Below are 17,324 nucleotides of genomic sequence, written 5' to 3'. Positions count from 1 at the left end.
GTGGGTACTTAGCTACCTGCGTTTTGCCTTCACCTTCTCCAACACAGGCCGCAAAGAACGGGACACTTTTGTCCATTCTTCGTCTTTGTTTGTCGCTGAATTAATCCAAACCCCAGGCACACCTTGGATTGCCGCTATCGGCAAATCAGACCAATCAACACTACGGATCATAATCGGCACGATGGTTAAGTCGCCTTTCTGATGCGCCTTTAAAGCCGCCGCGAATTCTTCAACATAACAAAAATCGGAAGCTACAAAACTCGGCGACACCAAACACAAGATAATATCGGCTTCTGCCAATTGCTGAAAAATCACCTCTCGCCATTCCGTGCCAGCATCAATACTGCGGTCATCCCAAAGTTGCAGTTTTTGCAGGCGTATTAAAGGCGACAAAGCCGTGTGTAAATCTTTCAAATGCTCAGTGTCCACGTGGGCATAGGACACAAACGCCCGCACTGGTTTTTGTTCGTATTCATCACGCATCGTTGCTTCCTCCACACCGTTTAACAAATCGGCGATTTTAACCCGCCTTTTCAGTTGCTTGATGAAAACCTCGGTTTCTCCCGCTTTCTCGGCTTCCACCAAATAATCGTAGTCCAGCACATCCTCACAATCTTGCACTGGCACCCACTCAACAAAATTTAGGCTGGTAAAATCGGCGGTAATTTCTTTCACCGTTTCCCGTATAAAACTCAACAAACGCCGCCGATCTTCGCCGCAAACATCAACCAGCAATTTTTGGTCTTCCTTATCCCAGCGCACCCGTGCCAAAGCGGCAAACACACTCGGCTTTTCCAACACCATACCCGTGCGCCAACGGTCTTCACCGCGTAAAAAAGTATGCAGTTTCACCATCAAGCGCGGAAACACGCTGTTCGGCAAAAACTCAGGAAAGTGGATGACAAAATGCAGCACCGCGCCGTCAAAAGCAAAATCCGGCGCATTGGCGGGCAGCAATTGCGGCACGACATAGCGGCGGTCATCCAAACTAAAACACAGCTCAAACTCCTGCATCACCCGGACAATAAAATGCAGCTTGTCTTTGGGATAGTGAAAGGCTTTTTCTCCGGTGTTTTGGATTTGATAACGCGGATCGTTAATCACCGCGTCAAAATCAGCTTCCGCCAGCAAACCGCCGTTGTTGGCAAGCCGCTCGGAATTGATAATGCGGTATACGCCGTTGGTCAGCCACAGCGGATTAAGGATTTGGGTGTCGAAATAATGCAGGTTGCGGAAATTAATCACCACGCCCAAGTCATGCAATAATTGCAGTAAGACATCTTGGCTCAATTGCCGCGTCACGCCTTTTTCCATGCAAACCTGCTGAAATTCTGCTGATGCAATAAAATCAGCCTGCATATCGGCAAAATGTTCCTTCACCGCCAGCCAATGACCCGGAAAAGGCGTGCGTCGGGTGTCGGCGCGGTCGATCTCTTGGCACAACGCGGCCTTAAATTCTTCTAAGCCCTTGTCATCCTTGCATGACAAACGGAAAAAAGCACGGATTTGCGGGTATTTTTCTTGCAGGCTTTTGCGCTCGACTTCAAAAGACGGGTTTTCGTCAATCTTATTCAAGCCCACCAACACCGGCGAACGCCCGCCAAAACTTTCCGCATGTTTTAGCCACTTTTCGGCTTGGTCGTCGTTGCGGCTGTTCAGCAACAACACATAGACGCTACGTTGCGACAAGAAAAACTGGTGCGTGGCGTGCATCACCTCCTGTCCGCCAAAATCCCACAAATGCGCCAGCACGGTGTCGTCGTCCGCCATCGTAAACGGCAATTTCCGGATGCGGATACCGTGGGTTTGGCTTTCTTTGGCATCAAACGCCTCGCCCATCAGACGCTTGACCAAAGAGGTCTTGCCCGCCGAGGCTTCGCCAAGAAAAATGATTTTTACTTCGTTGAGCTTAAGCGGGTCATCGCCGAGTTCTTCAAAATAGTCGCGCACGGCTTGCGGGGAATCTTGGACAATTTCTAGGGGTGGGCAGATGAGGGGGCAATTCCCAATAAAAATAAAGCTTTTTTCTGAAGTTTCATCTTCAGAAATAACTGAAATGTTATTTTTTTGAATTAGATTGCTAATAGAAAGCAAATTTGTAACGTTTGTAAAGGCAAAACTAATTCGATTTAAGTTTATCAGAACAGAAATTGAAGACAGATCAGAAACTAATGTTTCTGTGCAGAAAAGGCTTTGTAAATTAATCAATGCCGACAGTGGTGATAAATCAGTTATTGACGAACGCATACAGGAAAGGTTTTGCAGGCTTGCCAAGCTGGAAAGTGACGACAGATCGGTGACTTGGGTGCTGGAGCAATCAAGTCCTTGCAAGTTGGTCAAGGCCGACAGAGGCGACAAGTCATTGACTTCGGTGAAGGAGCAATCAAGTGTTTGCAAATTAATCAAGGCTGACAGCGGAGATAAGTCGGTAAGATTGAAATTACGTTTTAAATTTAACCCAGACAACCAACTACAGGTTTTTAACTCCATAGGTAAAGTGACTAAACCGCACTCACTCAAATCTAGGTTTTCATCTTTGGTCTTTATATTTTCGGCAATACGTTGTGAGGCTTTTTCTGACATGGTTTGCCTGCGTAGCAATTAAAGGGTTAGTGGTTTTGGCAGCTATGTTAAACCACAACCGCGTCAATTCTAAACCGTGGCCATCGTGACATAGTTCCCACGCTCCGGCGTGGGAATTCATCCACCAACGCTCCGGCGTTGTGAAACGAAAAAAGCAACGCTGGAGCGTCACAAGTTGCATTCCCACGCCAGAGTGTGGGAACGATAGCTCCGTAGGCCAGAATTAGGACTTTTGAGCAAGGCGTGAAAGCCGTTTCCGGCATAAAGCACGTGCCGATAATTAAAGATTTAGTGCGCTAACGTACAGTGCTGGGGCGGTATATCAGGCATGCTTCTAATGAAGATTAACCCATCAACTAACCAACGAAATGGACATAGAAAAGATTATCCGTGATGATTCTTCCGTGGCCGTCCAATATCTAGCAGATGAATCGCTTGAAACAGCCGAGGAAATTGCCCCGCTTTATGAAACTGAAAACTCTAGGTTGGGAGTAAGTAAGAGTGCATAAGTCTTTTAACATTTTAAGAAGAGGCCGTCATTCCGGCAAGGATCGCCGGAATCCAGATTACAGGGAGGTACCCTGTGTAGATTGCCGTCCGTGACTCTTGGATTCCGGCAATCCCTGCCGGAATGACGATGCTCTCTTAGCTTGATGGTGAAGACGTGTGAACCCCAGACTTTACAAATTGTAATGTTAAAAGACTTTTGCACTACTACTTAAAAGAGCGTATTAAAAGTTTTCTTTCGATTTTAACCATGCACAATGTCCGCAAATTACTCCATAAACGTCGCGACAAAACGTAGTCTTTTAGGCAAATATGATTGCTTAGGCTATAACTACGCCGCTGGCTGAGTGAAGACAAATTGCAAAGCTATTTCGCAATGGTCGTAAACCAACCGAATGGTGTTCAACAAGCAACCGAGAATCTTATGGAAACCAAACACATCGCCCTTATCCAAGGACACCCCGATCCCGCCGGCAACCGTTTTTGCCATGCACTTGCCGCAGCCTATATCAAAGGCGCACAAGCGGCGGGGCATAACGTCCAACTTATCGACATCGCCCACATCCAATTCCCGATACTACGCACCTACGCTGATTTTTATGAGGGCGTAGCCCCAGAAAGCCTTCAACAAGCCCGGCAAACCATCCAATCCGCACAGCATCTGGTGGTTATCTACCCCTTATGGTTAGGCTCCATGCCCGCGTATTTAAAAGCGTTTATCGAACAGGTGTTCCGTCCGGGGTTTGCTATCGACAAAGGTACTGATGGGCTCAGATGGAAAAAGTTGCTGGCCGGGAAAACCGCGCATATTGTCGTGACGATGGGGATGCCAGCGATTATCTTTCGCTGGTATTACTTGGCCCATAGCTTGAAAAGCCTGGAGCGGAATATCCTGCAATTTTGCGGCATCAAACCTACCCAAGAAACCCTGATCGGCAGGGTCGATAGCATGGACGATAGCAAAAGGAAACAATGGCTAGCGAAAATGGAATTGCTGGGGCGTAGCGGAAAATAGCCATGCCTTGCCCTAAGCGTGACCCAACACAGCATCACTTATCAGCACAAAACCAGCCGTTATGGGATTGGCGTGGAAAATCCTAAGGGCATGATGCGGGGTTTGCGATGATAAGGCTTGATGGCAGGCGCCAATTAGACGATAGTGTCACCTTGCACAATGCTGGGGTGATAATGTCCATGAAAAATACGAAAAAATGAAGGGGATCTGTCGTTGCCTGGAACTGCCGCAAGCAGTGGGATAAACCATGCTGAATTGGAATGAATATTTACAGCTTCTAGTCGGTTTGCTTTCCGTAGTCAATCCCATTGGCATTATTCCCACGTTTATTTCCCTGACCACCAACCGCCCTCCACAAGAAAGGCGGCACACGGCTATCGTCTGTGCCTTTTCAGTCGCCATGGTGTTGTTCATTTCCTTACTGGCGGGTGAACCGATATTGCATTTTTTTGGCATCGGCCTCCCTGCTTTTCGGGTGTCAGGCGGGTTATTGGTGATGATGATGGGGATTTCCATGCTTTCTGCCAACAACGATAACATCCGTCATACCCCTGAAGAAAAAGCCGAATCTTACGAAAAAGACTCTATTGCCATAGTCCCTTTAGCAATCCCTTTGTTGAGCGGCCCAGGTGCAATCAGCACCACCATCGTCTATGCGCATGGCGGGCAATCTTTGGAACATTTTTTGTTGGTGGGCAGCGTGATCTTATCGGTGTCTGTTTTAGTGCTGGCCGCGTTATTGGCAGCCCCGAAGATTGCCGATGCCATGGGGCGTACCGGAATGAACGTGGTGACACGGGTCATGGGGCTGTTTTTAACATCCATTGCAGTGGAATTTATCGCCAAAGGGTTGGGCGAGCTGTTTCCGGTGTTGGTAAAAATCTTCCCATGAAATTTATTTCACCCGCAAGTTTAAGCAAAAACAGGGGTAACCCAAGCCGGAACGGGGTGGTGCCCCGTTCCATAACGTTTTTAGTGATGGTAAGCAGTTGGAAACGTCTTGGCGAACGCGCCAGGGCTACAAGCCGACTATCGCTTGCAAATCGCCCCACCATCCGTACCCAAACCCAGTCTTGAGCAAAACAACAACATCCACCAAGTGATTGGACAGGCGAAAACCCTGCGCCCTGGTTTGGCGGCTGCCGAAGCCAACATTAAATAGCCATATCCCCACCAGCATCACAAAAGGGCGGAAGTTTTATATCCATCAAAGTTGGTTGCTAATGGCCGTGGTATTTATCTTGAATATCAAGGTACTACATACCACTCCAAGTTAGCCTGCTTATCGGTTGACGCCAAAAACCCAATCCAAACAGACCTTGTTATCCTAGTGCCCAGCCAATGATTTTTTGTCGGGCCAACCTAAACCCGGGGCGGACGGTTGTCCGCCTTTTTTATGGCCTGTGCCAACATCCGCAGCGATCCAGGCGGGCAACCGCTCGCCCCTACGAAAATAACACTGACACATCAACAGTGACTGGGCACTAGTGGCCATCTGGCTTGTTCTTCATGGCCTTAGAAAAAGTTCGCCTAATCCGTGCGGGAGCGCACAGAGCGGTTTTTAAAAAAGGCGCATAAGTATCAAACGATTTATACGATTTGCCTGGGGTTTATGTAATCACAGGCAGACCGTTATAAACGTTAAAGCCTTTCCAGGAAAAAATGGGCATTCATCCTGAATGATGCAGCGCAACGATTTTATGTGGCTTCTTTAAATTGTTCGGGCAGCCCCGTCATGATAACGGGCGGGGCAAGCCAATGTTCAGGTGCAAGGCCAGCAATTTCAGGATCCGCTTCCAAGCCCGCTATGGGCATAGACAACACTAATCTAGGGGAATAATTTATGGCCACTTTCAGGCTGACTACGAATATAGACAACTTTGTCGGAGGATTTGGTAATGACACTTTTAAGGGGACCTACAATGACGGGGCAACGGGCACATGGAGTATCCTTGATGCCCTCAATGGTGGTGATGGCATTGACACACTGAATATCATCCCGATTGGTGTTGCCGCTATCACACCCAATGATAGCTACTGGAGCCACATCAAAAATATCGAGAAAATTGTCATTAACACAACGGTGGCTGGCGCACAAACCATCACCACGGGGGCTTTTTTTGAAGCCGCATTCGCAGCCGCCGGGGTAAACCTGAAGACAACATCCGGTGCAGGTGCGATTACCGTTAATATGGGCTCGTTTACCGGGAGCGCAACACTCAACACCATCTCCACGGATGGTGCGCAAGCCATAACTACGGGCACTGGTTTTGCCGCCATTACAGCAACCTCGGTTGCGGGTGCGCTGACCCTCAATGGGGCTGGCCTTGCCATAGTTAAGGCCAACACGACAGGCGGCGGCGCCCAGACTATTGGCGACGCCATTGGTGGAGGGGCACACCTTGTAACGGTCACGGCAAACTCTGGTGGTGGTGCACAGACCATCACTAGCACGGCCATCAATGCTGTCACAGTAACCGCAAAATCGACGGCGGGGGTGCAGACCATTTCAACGGATGCAGGGGCGGATGTGATAACCGCCTCGACGGCTGCGGCAATCAACACCATCAATTCGGGTGCAGGCAACGATAAGATTACCATCCTTGCTTCGGCTACGGGTAGCTACACCATCAATGGGGGAACCGGCGACGACTTAATAAAAAGCGGGGCGGGGAATGATTCGATTAATGGCGGCAACGGAAACGACATTCTGAACGGTGGCGCAGGCAACGATACCCTGAAGGGCGGCTCCGGTAAAGACATGCTTGACGGGGGGAGCGGAATTGACAGCATGAGCGGCGGCGCTGGCTCTGACCGCTATGATGTCGACAACGCGGGTGATGCCGTCCATGAAACCGACGCCAATACCAGCACAGGTGGCAGCGACATGGTGCGCAGTTACCTCATCGCCTATTCCTTGCCTACCCATGTGGAGATTGGCCGGGTTATGTTAACAGGCGTGGCCAACCTTAGTGGCAACGGCCTGAACAACGCACTTTATGCGGGTGCTGGCAATAATGTCCTTGACGGCGGCGCGGGTAACGACACCGTCGGATACACCTATGGCGCAACCAGTGCCGTCACCGTCAATTTGGCGGTGACGGTGGCGCAGGCCACCGGAGGCTCCGGCTCAGATAGGCTGGTCGGTATCGAGAACCTCATCGGCAGCAACTATAACGACACCCTTATTGGCAACACCGGGGCTAATGGCCTGAACGGAGGGAGTGGTGCCGACACCCTGATCGGCGGCAACGGCTCTGACCGCTACTCTGTGGACAACATCAATGATGTGGTCACTGAAACCAACGCCACCGCCAGCACAGGCGGCATCGACCTGGTGAACAGTTCCCTAAGCGCCTACAGCCTAGGTGCCAACGTGGAAAATGGCCGGGTGGTTTCCACAGGTATAGCCAACCTAAGCGGCAACAGCTTGAACAACTTACTTTATGCGGGGGCGGGCAACAATATTCTTGATGGCGGATCCGGCAGCGATACGGTCTCATACACTTATGCAAGCAGCGCCATCACAGTCAGTCTGGCGGTGACGGCGGCGCAGGCCACCGGAGGCTCCGGCTCGGATAAGCTGGTCAGTATCGAGAAACTTATCGGCAGCAATTATGGCGACACCCTTATTGGCAACGCAGGAGCCAATGTCCTGAAAGGTGCGGGCGGTGCTGACACCCTGACGGGTGGTGGCGGCAAAGACAGTTTTGATTTCAACGCCTTATCCGAAATGGGCATACTCGGCAATACACGAGATGTCATTACCGACTTTGTGCGGGGGCAGGACAAAATTGACTTGTCCACCCTGGACGCCAATACCGCAACCATCGCCAACGATGCCTTTACCGGATTCATTGCTAATGGCGCAAGCTTCACGCTCGCAGGGCAACTGATGATGTCAAACGGGGTGCTTTACGGTAACACTGATGCTGATAACACGGCGGAGTTCGCCATCCAACTGACAGGCATAACCACACTGGCCACTAGCGATATGGTGTTGTAAGAGTGTCGTAGGCTGGGATGAAGCAATAACGCAATCCCAACACCACCAGCCACCCTGTTGGGGTTCCTTGCGTTTTATGCCCTGCGGGGTACACCCCAGCCTATTTTGCTGAGTGTCATAATGAGAATTGCTGATCGGCACGTCACCAAATGAGCGGACTGAAGGGATAATGTTAAGATAGCAATCCACCAAGCCATCATGGCCCGGTTAATTTCATGTAAGGTCTTTTGTGCAAGTAAATACAACCATCATCGCCAATTCCTCTGCCGACATGCACGCCTATGGCAACTAAAAAAACCGCCTCCGTCTTCCCTATCGTCGGCATCGGCGCATCGGCCGGGGGTTTAGAAGCGCTTGAAGAGTTTTTCCGCCATGCACCTGTTAATGGCGGCATGGCCTTTGTGATAGTGCAGCATCTTGACCCTAGCCACACCAGCCTGCTGGCTGAAATCCTGCAACGCAGCACCAAGATGAAGGTGATTGAAGCACAGGATCAAATCTTGGTTGAAGCCAATTGCGTGTATGTCATCCCGCCCAACCGTGATATGGCGATTTTCCACGGCATGCTGCAACTGAGCACACCGGATGAGCCACGCGGACATCGCTTGCCGATTGATGCTTTCTTGCGCTCACTGGCGGAAGACCAACAAGAAAACGCGGTCGGCATCATTTTATCCGGCACGGGTACGGATGGTACGCAAGGCTTACGCGCCATCCTGGGGGGTGGCGGCATCACGCTGGTACAGGAACCCGGCACAGCAAAATATGACGGGATGCCATCCAGCGCCATCCAGGCGGGTTACGCCAGCCATGTTATGGCCGTTGATAAAATGCCGGAAGCGCTGTTAAGCGATTTCCGCAGTATTTATGCTTATACGGCCCCCCCCGCCACACCAAAATCAGCAAAGGGAATAAACCGCATCCTCATGCAATTGCGGACGATCACCGGACACGATTTCTCGCTCTACAAAAAAAGCACGATAGGCCGGCGCATCGAACGCCGGATGGCCCAGCACACGATTGAGGACGCTGACGTTTATGCCCGTTACCTCAAAGAAAACCCCGCTGAAGTAAACGCCCTGTTTAAGGAATTGCTGATTAATGTCACCAATTTTTTCCGTGACCCGGAAGCCTTTGCCACCTTGGAGACAGAGATACTGCCCAAACTTTGCCAAGATAAACCCGACAACTATGTGTTCCGGGCCTGGGTGGCAGGCTGCGCCACTGGCGAGGAGGCTTACTCCATCGCCATCTTGCTGCGCGAACTGATGGATAAATCACATCAGGAATTCAAAATCCAGATTTACAGCACTGACCTGTCGGAAGAGGTCATCGCCGTCGCCCGTGCGGGCATCTATCCGCCCAATATCGCCCAAGATGTCAACCCGGAACGGCTACGCCGCTTCTTTATCAAGGAAGACAAAGGCTACCGGGTCAAAAAAGAAATCCGCGAAATGGTGGTGTTCGCCATCCAAAACGTGATTAAAGACCCGCCCTTCACCAAGCTGGATTTGCTCAGCTGCCGTAACCTGATGATTTATCTGGAAGCGGAATTGCAGAACCGGCTGATTCCGGCCTTCCATTACGCGCTTAAACCCGGCGGGGTATTGTTTTTGTCGCCGTCCGAGAGCATCGGCAACCACACCGATTTATTCTCATCCCTGAACCGTAAATGGAAGTTCTACCGTGCCACCCATTCCATCACGTCTTCCCGTGCCGTCATGTCCCATGTGGTGTCTTGGACCGCAGAAACAGGCGACAAACCTTCCGAGGAAGCTATGAACAAACCGAAGGACACGAATTTTGCCGAATTGACCCGTCGGGTGTTGGTGCAATATTACGCGCCCCCCTCAGTCGTCACCGACGGCAAAGGCGACATCCTTTATGTACATAACGATACGGGCAGATACTTGCGTCCCGCGCCGGGCCAAGCCACGCTCAATATCATTGAAATGGCCCGCGAAGGCTTGGAACTGGAATTACGCTCGGCCTTACGCGCCGCTGCCGATGACAAAACCTTGACCTTGAACAAGCTCGTGCAGGTCAAAACCAATGGCGGTTTTAGTACGGTCAGCCTCAGTGTCAGGCCCTTGCCTATCACGGATGGCAACCAAAACCTGCTGCTGGTGAGTTTTCAGGATATTGCCAACCCAACGCTCAAGCCATCGCGCAAACGCATTGCCAAACCTGCCGAACTGGGGCGCATTGACGAATTGGAACAGGAGCTGGCTTACCTGAAAGAAAGCTACCAAGCGGGCATGGAAGAGCAACAAGCCTCCAATGAGGAACTCAAATCGGCTAACGAAGAAATGCAATCGACCAACGAGGAATTGCAATCCACTAACGAAGAGCTGGAAACCTCCAAAGAAGAACTGCAATCGGTCAACGAAGAGCTCATCACCGTCAATGCCGAACTGCAAGCCAAAATCGAGCAATTGGCACGGATGCAAAATGACATGAAGAACCTGCTCGACAACACCAATATCGGCACGGTGTTTCTGGACGAACACATGGTTATCCGGCGTTTCACACGCGAAGCCACCCAACTTTACCGGCTGGTGGCCACCGATGTGGGGCGTCCATTGAACGACATCAAATCCAATCTCGAAGGCGAAGAATTGCTGAGCAAAGCCCAAGCCGTGCTGGAGTCACTGGTGCCGTTTGAACAGGAAGTGCAAATCCAAAACGGCGCCTGGTTCCTGGTGCGTATCCAACCCTACCGCACTTTGGATAATGTCATCGAAGGCGTGGTGCTGACCTTCACCGACATCAGCAAGCGCGTGGCCGCAGAAACGGCGGTGCAACTGGCGCGTGAGCTGGCTGAAAACGTCGTCGACAACATCCGCAAGCCCTTGCTGGTGCTGGATAGCCAGTTACAAGTGGTGACTGCCAACCGCGTCTTTTACGACTATTTTAAGGTGACGCCCACCGACACGGTCGGGCACAAAATTTACGATTTGGGCAATGGGCAGTGGAATATCCCCGCCTTGCGCGAATTGTTGGAAATCATTTTGCCCCGCGACCAAGCGGTTGAAGCTTATCTGGTCGAGCATGATTTTCCGGTGATCGGGCAGCACAAAATCCTCCTGAACGCCCGCCGGATTGTCGGCAAAACCAGCGGCCCCTCGTTGATTTTGTTGACAACAGAAGAGGTTGGCGACGGCTCCATTGATAAGCATAGGGAAAATAAGATATGAACAACAAACTTGATGGGATTGAATCACGCCAACTATTACGGACGGAAGCCGAAAAACTGGTGGGCAGCTTATCCCCCGAAAAAATGACGGCACAACCGACAGAAATCCTGCTGCATGAGCTTTTAGTCCATAAAATCGAACTGGAAATGCAAAATGAAGAATTGCGCAGGGCCCTGATCGCCATTGAAGAAGCCCGGGACCGCTTTGTGGACTTGTATGAGTTTGCCCCCATCGGCTACATCACCATCACCCGTGAGGGTTTGATGAGTGAACTCAACCTGACAGGGTCTAGCTTGCTGGGGATAGACCGCACCAAGTTGCTGAAGCGGCGGTTCTCGCAGTTTGTCGCCCCCGATGACAAAGACCGCTGGCATCGCCTGTTTTTGAACATGATGGGCCTTGCCAAAGCTGACAAGCAGACATTTGACCTGCAAATGCTCCATCCCGACGGTTCAGTGTTCCATGCCCACCTCGACTGCCTCCGTAACGATCCTGTCAATGCCCAGCCGACCTTGCGGGTTGCCCTGACCGACATCAGCAAAAGCAAGCAAGTCGAGAAAGGATTGCGCATTGCCGCCGCCGCTTTTGAATCGCAAGAAGGCATTTTCGTCACCGATGCCAACAACGTGATTTTGAAAGTGAACCCAGCCTTCACAGGCATCACCGGTTTCAGCCCGGAAGAAGCAATTGGCCATACGCCCCGGATGCTTAGGTCGGGACGGCACGGGCAAACGTTTTATGCCGCCATGTGGCATAGCCTCCATACGACGGGGGCATGGCAAGGCGAAATCTGGAACCTGCACAAAAATGGCGGGGTTTATCCGGCCTGGCTCACCATCACGGCGGTTCACGGGGATGATGGCGGCTTGCTCCATTATGTCGCCGCACAAGGTGACATCAGCAAAGGAAAAGCCTGGGGCGGGTAACTCCGGATCAACCCCCAAAAACCACAGCTGGAACGGGTTTGTAACCCGTTCCGTAACGTTTACAGTGCCTATAGGTATTTTGGAAACGTTAAGGCGACATCAGCCCGGCCATGACCCATGACCGGGCTTATTTGGGCTAGAACGGGCCATAAGTTGTAGGAGCGGGCCATGCCCGCGAACCATAAGTGTTCCATCGAATTCTTGGGTGTTTGTCGCAGGCATGGCCTGCTCCTACAACATCATTTCCCTTAACTTAACGGCATTGGCCACCAACCACACCCCGCCTTGAATTAGGCAGGGTTCATTGCGCCCAAACAGACATCGTCGTCAATGCCGCCGTGCCGATAATCGTCGCGAAAGAGGCATCGGCGGCATCGCGGCCTATGCCGATGCGGACGAAACCTTCAATCGGCGCCATGCGGGTGGCATCGAACAAATACCAGCGCGAGCCCAGATAAGCTTCAAAAAATCCATGGAAATCCGGTGGCTGCAAGCCCAGGGCGTAGCCGGAAATATAACGCGCAGGAATGCACAAGGCCCGGCATAAGGCAATGGCAAGATGGGCGTAATCGCGGCAGACACCGACACGCTGTATCAGCACATCACAGGCACTGGTGCTTTCGCCGCTACTGCCGGCCTGATAATCGAGATTGGCGTTTATCCAATCGCAAATCTCCGTGACCCTGGAATAACCGTGTGGGATGTTGCCAAATAGGCGCGTGGCAAAATGGGCCAGACGGTCCGATTCGCAATAGCGGCTAGGATTGAGATAAGGCAACACCTCATAAGGCAAGTGCTGGAAATCGGTCTCGATAATCCCGGCCGTGTCGTCATACCTGTCAGGATACAGCTCCACTTGCGCATGGTATTGGAGTTGCAATTCGCAAGGTTCGGCCACTAGCCGGTACACTTGGATGCCTTCCGTGCCCAGGGTGAAGGTTTCAAAATGGATGGCAGGGTTTAACTGCAACGTTTCCTCGCCGATAGTTTGCTGTAAGGTGCGTGCGGCGGCGATATTGAATAAAAAACTGGTGGGCTGGGTGACGGTATAGCTTAAGCTGCAACCGACTTGAATACGGGTCATATGGGGTAATCCTTTGCAGTAAATGGTAAAAATATCACAGGGGCGGGAGGCTAAGGGATCACGGCTATAAAGTTAATTTTTATACTTATTATCAATCACATACATTTAACGTAGGTTGGGTTACGGCTGCATGGATGCAGAGTAATGCAGGAGCAATTACCGGGCGATAGCGTAACCCGACATTATCAGAACGGCACACCGCTACGCTGTTGGGTTACGCTATCGCTACCAACAGTAGGCGCATTAGGCGACCCAACCTACATAAATGTAACATATTGATTTCACAGCTGGAACGGGTTTGTACCAACCGTAGGCGCATTAAGCGACCCATTCACAGCTGGAACGGGTTTGTAACCCGTTCCGTAACGTTTACAGTGCCTATAGGTATTTTGAAACGTTAAGGACGGGGTTTCAAACCCCATCCTGCTTTGGTCCTAAGCTCACTTTTGGGAACCCATGCTATCGGTCACATCTTTACCTATCCCCCGATACCCTATAAAACGCCCGGACAGGTCAAACATCGGCTCGCCGCTCACCATCAAATATTGCCGGGTGCCGTCGATTTTGTTCCGGCTGTAGACAAAATCCAGAAACGGTTTTCTGGCGGCCAGGTTCGCTTCCAGGACAGCCCGCTCCTCCTCGTCCCAAACCACGCCTGGATCATCTATCTTGACGCTACTGCCGTCCACCCGGATGCCAAGCATTTCAAACACCGGGCCGTATATTTTGACGAATTCACCGTGCCTGTCCTGTTCCCAATACCAATCAGACGATAGCTCGGTCAAACGGCGGAAGCGTTCTTCACTAATCCGCAGTTCGGCGGTGCGTTCAATGACCGTTTGCTCCAGCAGCTGATTGTAATTGCCAAGTTCTTTGTACAATAGCCGCACTTCCAGCATATTGCGGATGCGGGTTTGCACTTCGAGGAGGTCAAAGGGTTTGCTGATAAAATCTTTCGCACCCGCCGCCAGAGCCCTCAGCTTGTGGCCGGGTTGGGCGGTAATCACCAGCACGGGAAGATAGCTGGCGGATTCAATGCCTTTAAGCTCTTCCATCACCTGAAAGCCATCCATGCCCGGCATTTGTAAATCCAGCAAAATCAAGTCATAGCGGTTTTGTTCATGCAAATCGCAGACTTTATAAGGGTCGGTGGTCGAGGCGACATGGGTATAACCCGCATCGTCCAACATTTGTTCAAGCAAAAGCACATTGGAGGGCTGGTCATCGACGATCAAAATGCTGGCGTTAAGGATTTCTTCTGCGCTAATCATGGTTGTTGTCCGGTGGTATGGGGCTGAATTGCGCCTGTTTCAGAAAATTTCAGGGCATCATCCAAGGCATTCATAAATTCATTCAGTTTGATGGGTTTGGTCAGATAGCGGAAAAACCCGGCTTGCAAACCTTTTTCGATGTCGCCAGGCATGGCGTTGGCACTGAGCGCAACCACCGGAATAGCCGCCGTTACGGGGTCTTGGCGCAAAATATCCAAGGTTTCGATGCCGCTGATGCCCGGTAGATTGATGTCCATCAGGATCATATCGGGATGATGGGCGCGGGCTAGCTTGATGCCTGACCTGCCTGACTGCGCACTCAGTAATTTGATATGCGGATAAGTTTCAAGGACTTGCTCCACCAGCATCAGGTTGGCGGGGTTATCTTCGACGTAGAGCAGGGTGAACAAAGGCTGGTTTGCCTGGATTTGCGGCGCCACGTCAATAGGCGATGCCGTGGCATGGCCAGCTTGCGTTGATGTATCACGGGCCAATTCAAACCAAAACACACTGCCTTCGCCGACGGTGCTTTCCACGCCAATAGTGCCGCCCATCAGCTCGACCAAACGTTTGCTCACCACCAGACCAATCCCCGTGCCTTCTTCAGCCCCCATCTCCCGCCCGAGGCGGTTGAATGGCTGGAACAGCTCCGCGAGTTGTTCCGGTGACAAACCTCTGCCGGTGTCATGGACGCTGATACGGATACTTGGCGTGGTGCAATGGCTGAACCTGACCTCGACGTTGCCGCCCGTACGGTTGTATTTGATGGCGTTGGACAGCAAATTAAGGAATACCTGCTTCACCCGTGTCCGGTCCGCTTTGACCAAAACCTGCGCAGTGAAATCAGGGAATGACAGTTGGATACCGCTATTGGCGGCATGGGGCCCGATCATCGCCTGGCAATCCCCTATCACTTCATGTAAATCAATCGCTTCCAAAGATAATGACAACTTGCCGGATTCGATCAGGGCAAGGTCAAGGATTTCATTGATGAGTTCCAGCAAATACCAACCCGCGTGCAGGATTTGCTCAACACCGCACTTTTGGCGCGGCGTGAGTGGCGGGACGGCCGATTCCAGCAATTGGGCAAAACCCAAGATGGCATTGAGCGGTGAGCGCAATTCATGGCTCATGCTGGACAAAAACTCCGATTTGGCGCGGTTGGCATTTTCCGCCGCCACCTTGGCCTCGTTCAGTTCCGCTTCGATACGCTTACGTCCAGTGATGTCCCGGATCGCGCAGGATACCAAGCGGCCGTTTTTGGTTTCCAAAGGGCTAAGGCTGACTTCAATCGGGAACTCGCCGCCATCCTTGCGCCTGCCCAGCAAATTCAAGCCGCCATCCATTTTGCGGGGACGTGGTTCGGTTATGTAATCCCCGCGCAAACCAGCATGGCCCTCACGATAACGGGACGGCATCAGCATTTCCACAGGCTCACCGACCAGCTCCTCACGGCCATAGCCAAACAGCGACAGGGTCAAGGCGTTCACCAGCACAACCAGGCCTTGCGTATCGACAATGACGATGGCATCGGGTGCGGCTTCCAATAAGGCACGAAATTTTTCCTCGCTGTCGCGCAAGGCCTGCTCGGCGTATTTCTCGGTGGTGACATCAAGCACCACCAAGGTGGCCCGCCTAGGCCGCCGTGCGCCAGCGTCCCCTTCGAAAAAAACGTGCTTGCGTACCCGCAACCAACGCACCTGGCCATCAGGCCAGAGCACGCGATGATCCATCATGAAACTTCCGATACCCTCTGGGTTTAAGGTCTGGGCAATACGCTGCATCACCTCTGCACGGTCATCGGGATGGAAGCAGGCATGTACCACCGCGCGTGGCAATATCACCGCCATGTCGCCCAAACCGAACATCAGCGCGGCCTCAGCGGAGAGATGATACAAGCCCGTGGTGTAATCAATATCGGCAAGCCCTAAGGCCGCAACTTGCACACCCAATGCCAAGCGTTCTTCGCTCTTACGCAGGGCCTGCAAGGCGTGCATCAGCGCGAAACGTTCTATGGCGTTTTTTACAGCCCGCGTGATGCTTTCGGCGGTGAGCCTGTCTTTACCGATATAATCGGGTGCGCCTGCGCCTAGCCGCAGATTCCCGTCTTCCTTAAACGGCCCCATGACCACCACTACCGGGCACGCCGGCACTTCCGCCCCCCCGCACAAGGCCACCAACACATCTTCGCCGTTCATGTCCGGCAAAAAATAATCGAGGATGATGCAATCATAAGGGCCGTCAGGTTGGTCACGGAATTTCTGCAAGGCTTCGGCACCGAATCCGGCCTCGGTAAAATGATACTGGCGATCCGAACCCCTGATCAGCATGTGCCGGAGATCCGCCCGCTCATCAGCATCGTCTTCAATCAACAAAATATGCCAAGGTTTATGTTTCATATTGCCATAGGGTTCAGGTGACCGCCATTAAGTTAAGAAATTAAATAATATAAATCAATGCTATATATGGGTTTTAGGGTCTTAAAAAAAGACTGTCTTTAACAAATAGAGTGGCTATTAATATACTGTGAACGGTCAAGTTTTCGGTTTTTGAACGCTGGTTCCCAAGCTCTGGCTTGGGAACCCAAGTCCCGCTCCAGCTTCGAGAATGACAGGAAGCTAGAGCTTCCAAAACCCCATTCCCAAGCCGCAGCTTGGGAACAAGCGTCAATCATGTAGGTTGGGTTAGGCGGTAGCCGTAACCCAACATCGGAGCAGTAAATGTTGGGTTACGCT

General features: G+C 51.7%; 10 protein-coding genes. 6 read left to right on the top strand and 4 right to left on the bottom strand.

The features are described 5' to 3' along the window. Window positions 1–12 precede the first annotated feature (12 nt). Window positions 13–2,583 (bottom strand): COR domain-containing protein, encoded by a 2,571-nt coding sequence (locus tag METMI_RS0114775; protein WP_019867072.1) that lies wholly within the window; start codon window positions 2,581–2,583, stop codon window positions 13–15. Window positions 2,584–3,514: 931 nt separating this feature from the next. On the opposite strand from METMI_RS0114775, the gene METMI_RS0114770 reads away from it, so the two are divergent. From METMI_RS0114770 to METMI_RS26320, 6 genes are all read left to right on the top strand, one after another. Beyond that, window positions 3,515–4,105: an NAD(P)H-dependent oxidoreductase gene (locus METMI_RS0114770; RefSeq protein ID WP_029151723.1), complete on the top strand. Its 591-nt coding sequence runs from the start codon at window positions 3,515–3,517 to the stop codon at window positions 4,103–4,105. 247 nt (window positions 4,106–4,352) lie between these two features. Beyond that, window positions 4,353–4,997 carry a YchE family NAAT transporter gene (locus tag METMI_RS0114765; RefSeq protein WP_019867070.1) on the top strand — a complete coding sequence of 215 codons (645 nt, stop codon included), beginning with the start codon at window positions 4,353–4,355 and terminating at the stop codon, window positions 4,995–4,997. Between the two features lie 108 nt (window positions 4,998–5,105). Next, on the top strand, window positions 5,106–5,267 hold the full coding sequence (locus tag METMI_RS27045) for a hypothetical protein (RefSeq protein ID WP_019867069.1): 162 nt from the start codon (window positions 5,106–5,108) through the stop codon (window positions 5,265–5,267). Between the two features lie 681 nt (window positions 5,268–5,948). Beyond that, complete coding sequence (locus METMI_RS25565; protein WP_019867066.1) at window positions 5,949–8,111, top strand: beta strand repeat-containing protein; 2,163 nt, start codon at window positions 5,949–5,951, stop codon at window positions 8,109–8,111. Between the two features lie 281 nt (window positions 8,112–8,392). Further along, window positions 8,393–11,308 (top strand): chemotaxis protein CheB, encoded by a 2,916-nt coding sequence (locus METMI_RS0114740; protein WP_019867065.1) that lies wholly within the window; start codon window positions 8,393–8,395, stop codon window positions 11,306–11,308. Further along, window positions 11,305–12,234: a PAS domain S-box protein gene (locus METMI_RS26320; protein ID WP_019867064.1), complete on the top strand. Its 930-nt coding sequence runs from the start codon at window positions 11,305–11,307 to the stop codon at window positions 12,232–12,234. The genes METMI_RS0114740 and METMI_RS26320 overlap by 4 nt, the downstream gene beginning before the upstream one ends. 301 nt (window positions 12,235–12,535) lie before the next feature. Here the strand turns inward: METMI_RS26320 and METMI_RS0114730 are convergent, their stop codons facing one another. The 3 genes from METMI_RS0114730 to METMI_RS24220 all read right to left on the bottom strand — a co-directional run bounded on the left by METMI_RS0114730 (window position 12,536) and on the right by METMI_RS24220 (window position 16,988). Beyond that, window positions 12,536–13,318, bottom strand: coding sequence for a transglutaminase-like domain-containing protein (locus METMI_RS0114730; protein ID WP_019867063.1), 783 nt, complete (start codon window positions 13,316–13,318; stop codon window positions 12,536–12,538). A gap of 440 nt (window positions 13,319–13,758) precedes the next feature. Further along, window positions 13,759–14,589, bottom strand: coding sequence for a response regulator (locus METMI_RS0114725; RefSeq protein WP_019867062.1), 831 nt, complete (start codon window positions 14,587–14,589; stop codon window positions 13,759–13,761). After that, window positions 14,586–16,988 (bottom strand): response regulator, encoded by a 2,403-nt coding sequence (locus METMI_RS24220; RefSeq protein ID WP_019867061.1) that lies wholly within the window; start codon window positions 16,986–16,988, stop codon window positions 14,586–14,588. The genes METMI_RS0114725 and METMI_RS24220 overlap by 4 nt, the downstream gene beginning before the upstream one ends. Between the last annotated feature and the right edge of the window lie 336 nt (window positions 16,989–17,324).

Origin of the sequence: Methylovulum miyakonense HT12 (assembly GCF_000384075.1) — a bacterium.
In the GTDB taxonomy this organism is placed as follows: domain Bacteria; phylum Pseudomonadota; class Gammaproteobacteria; order Methylococcales; family Methylomonadaceae; genus Methylovulum; species Methylovulum miyakonense.
Note: the sequence above shows the minus strand (reverse complement) of the source record. Positions and strands in the feature narration are given on the sequence as shown.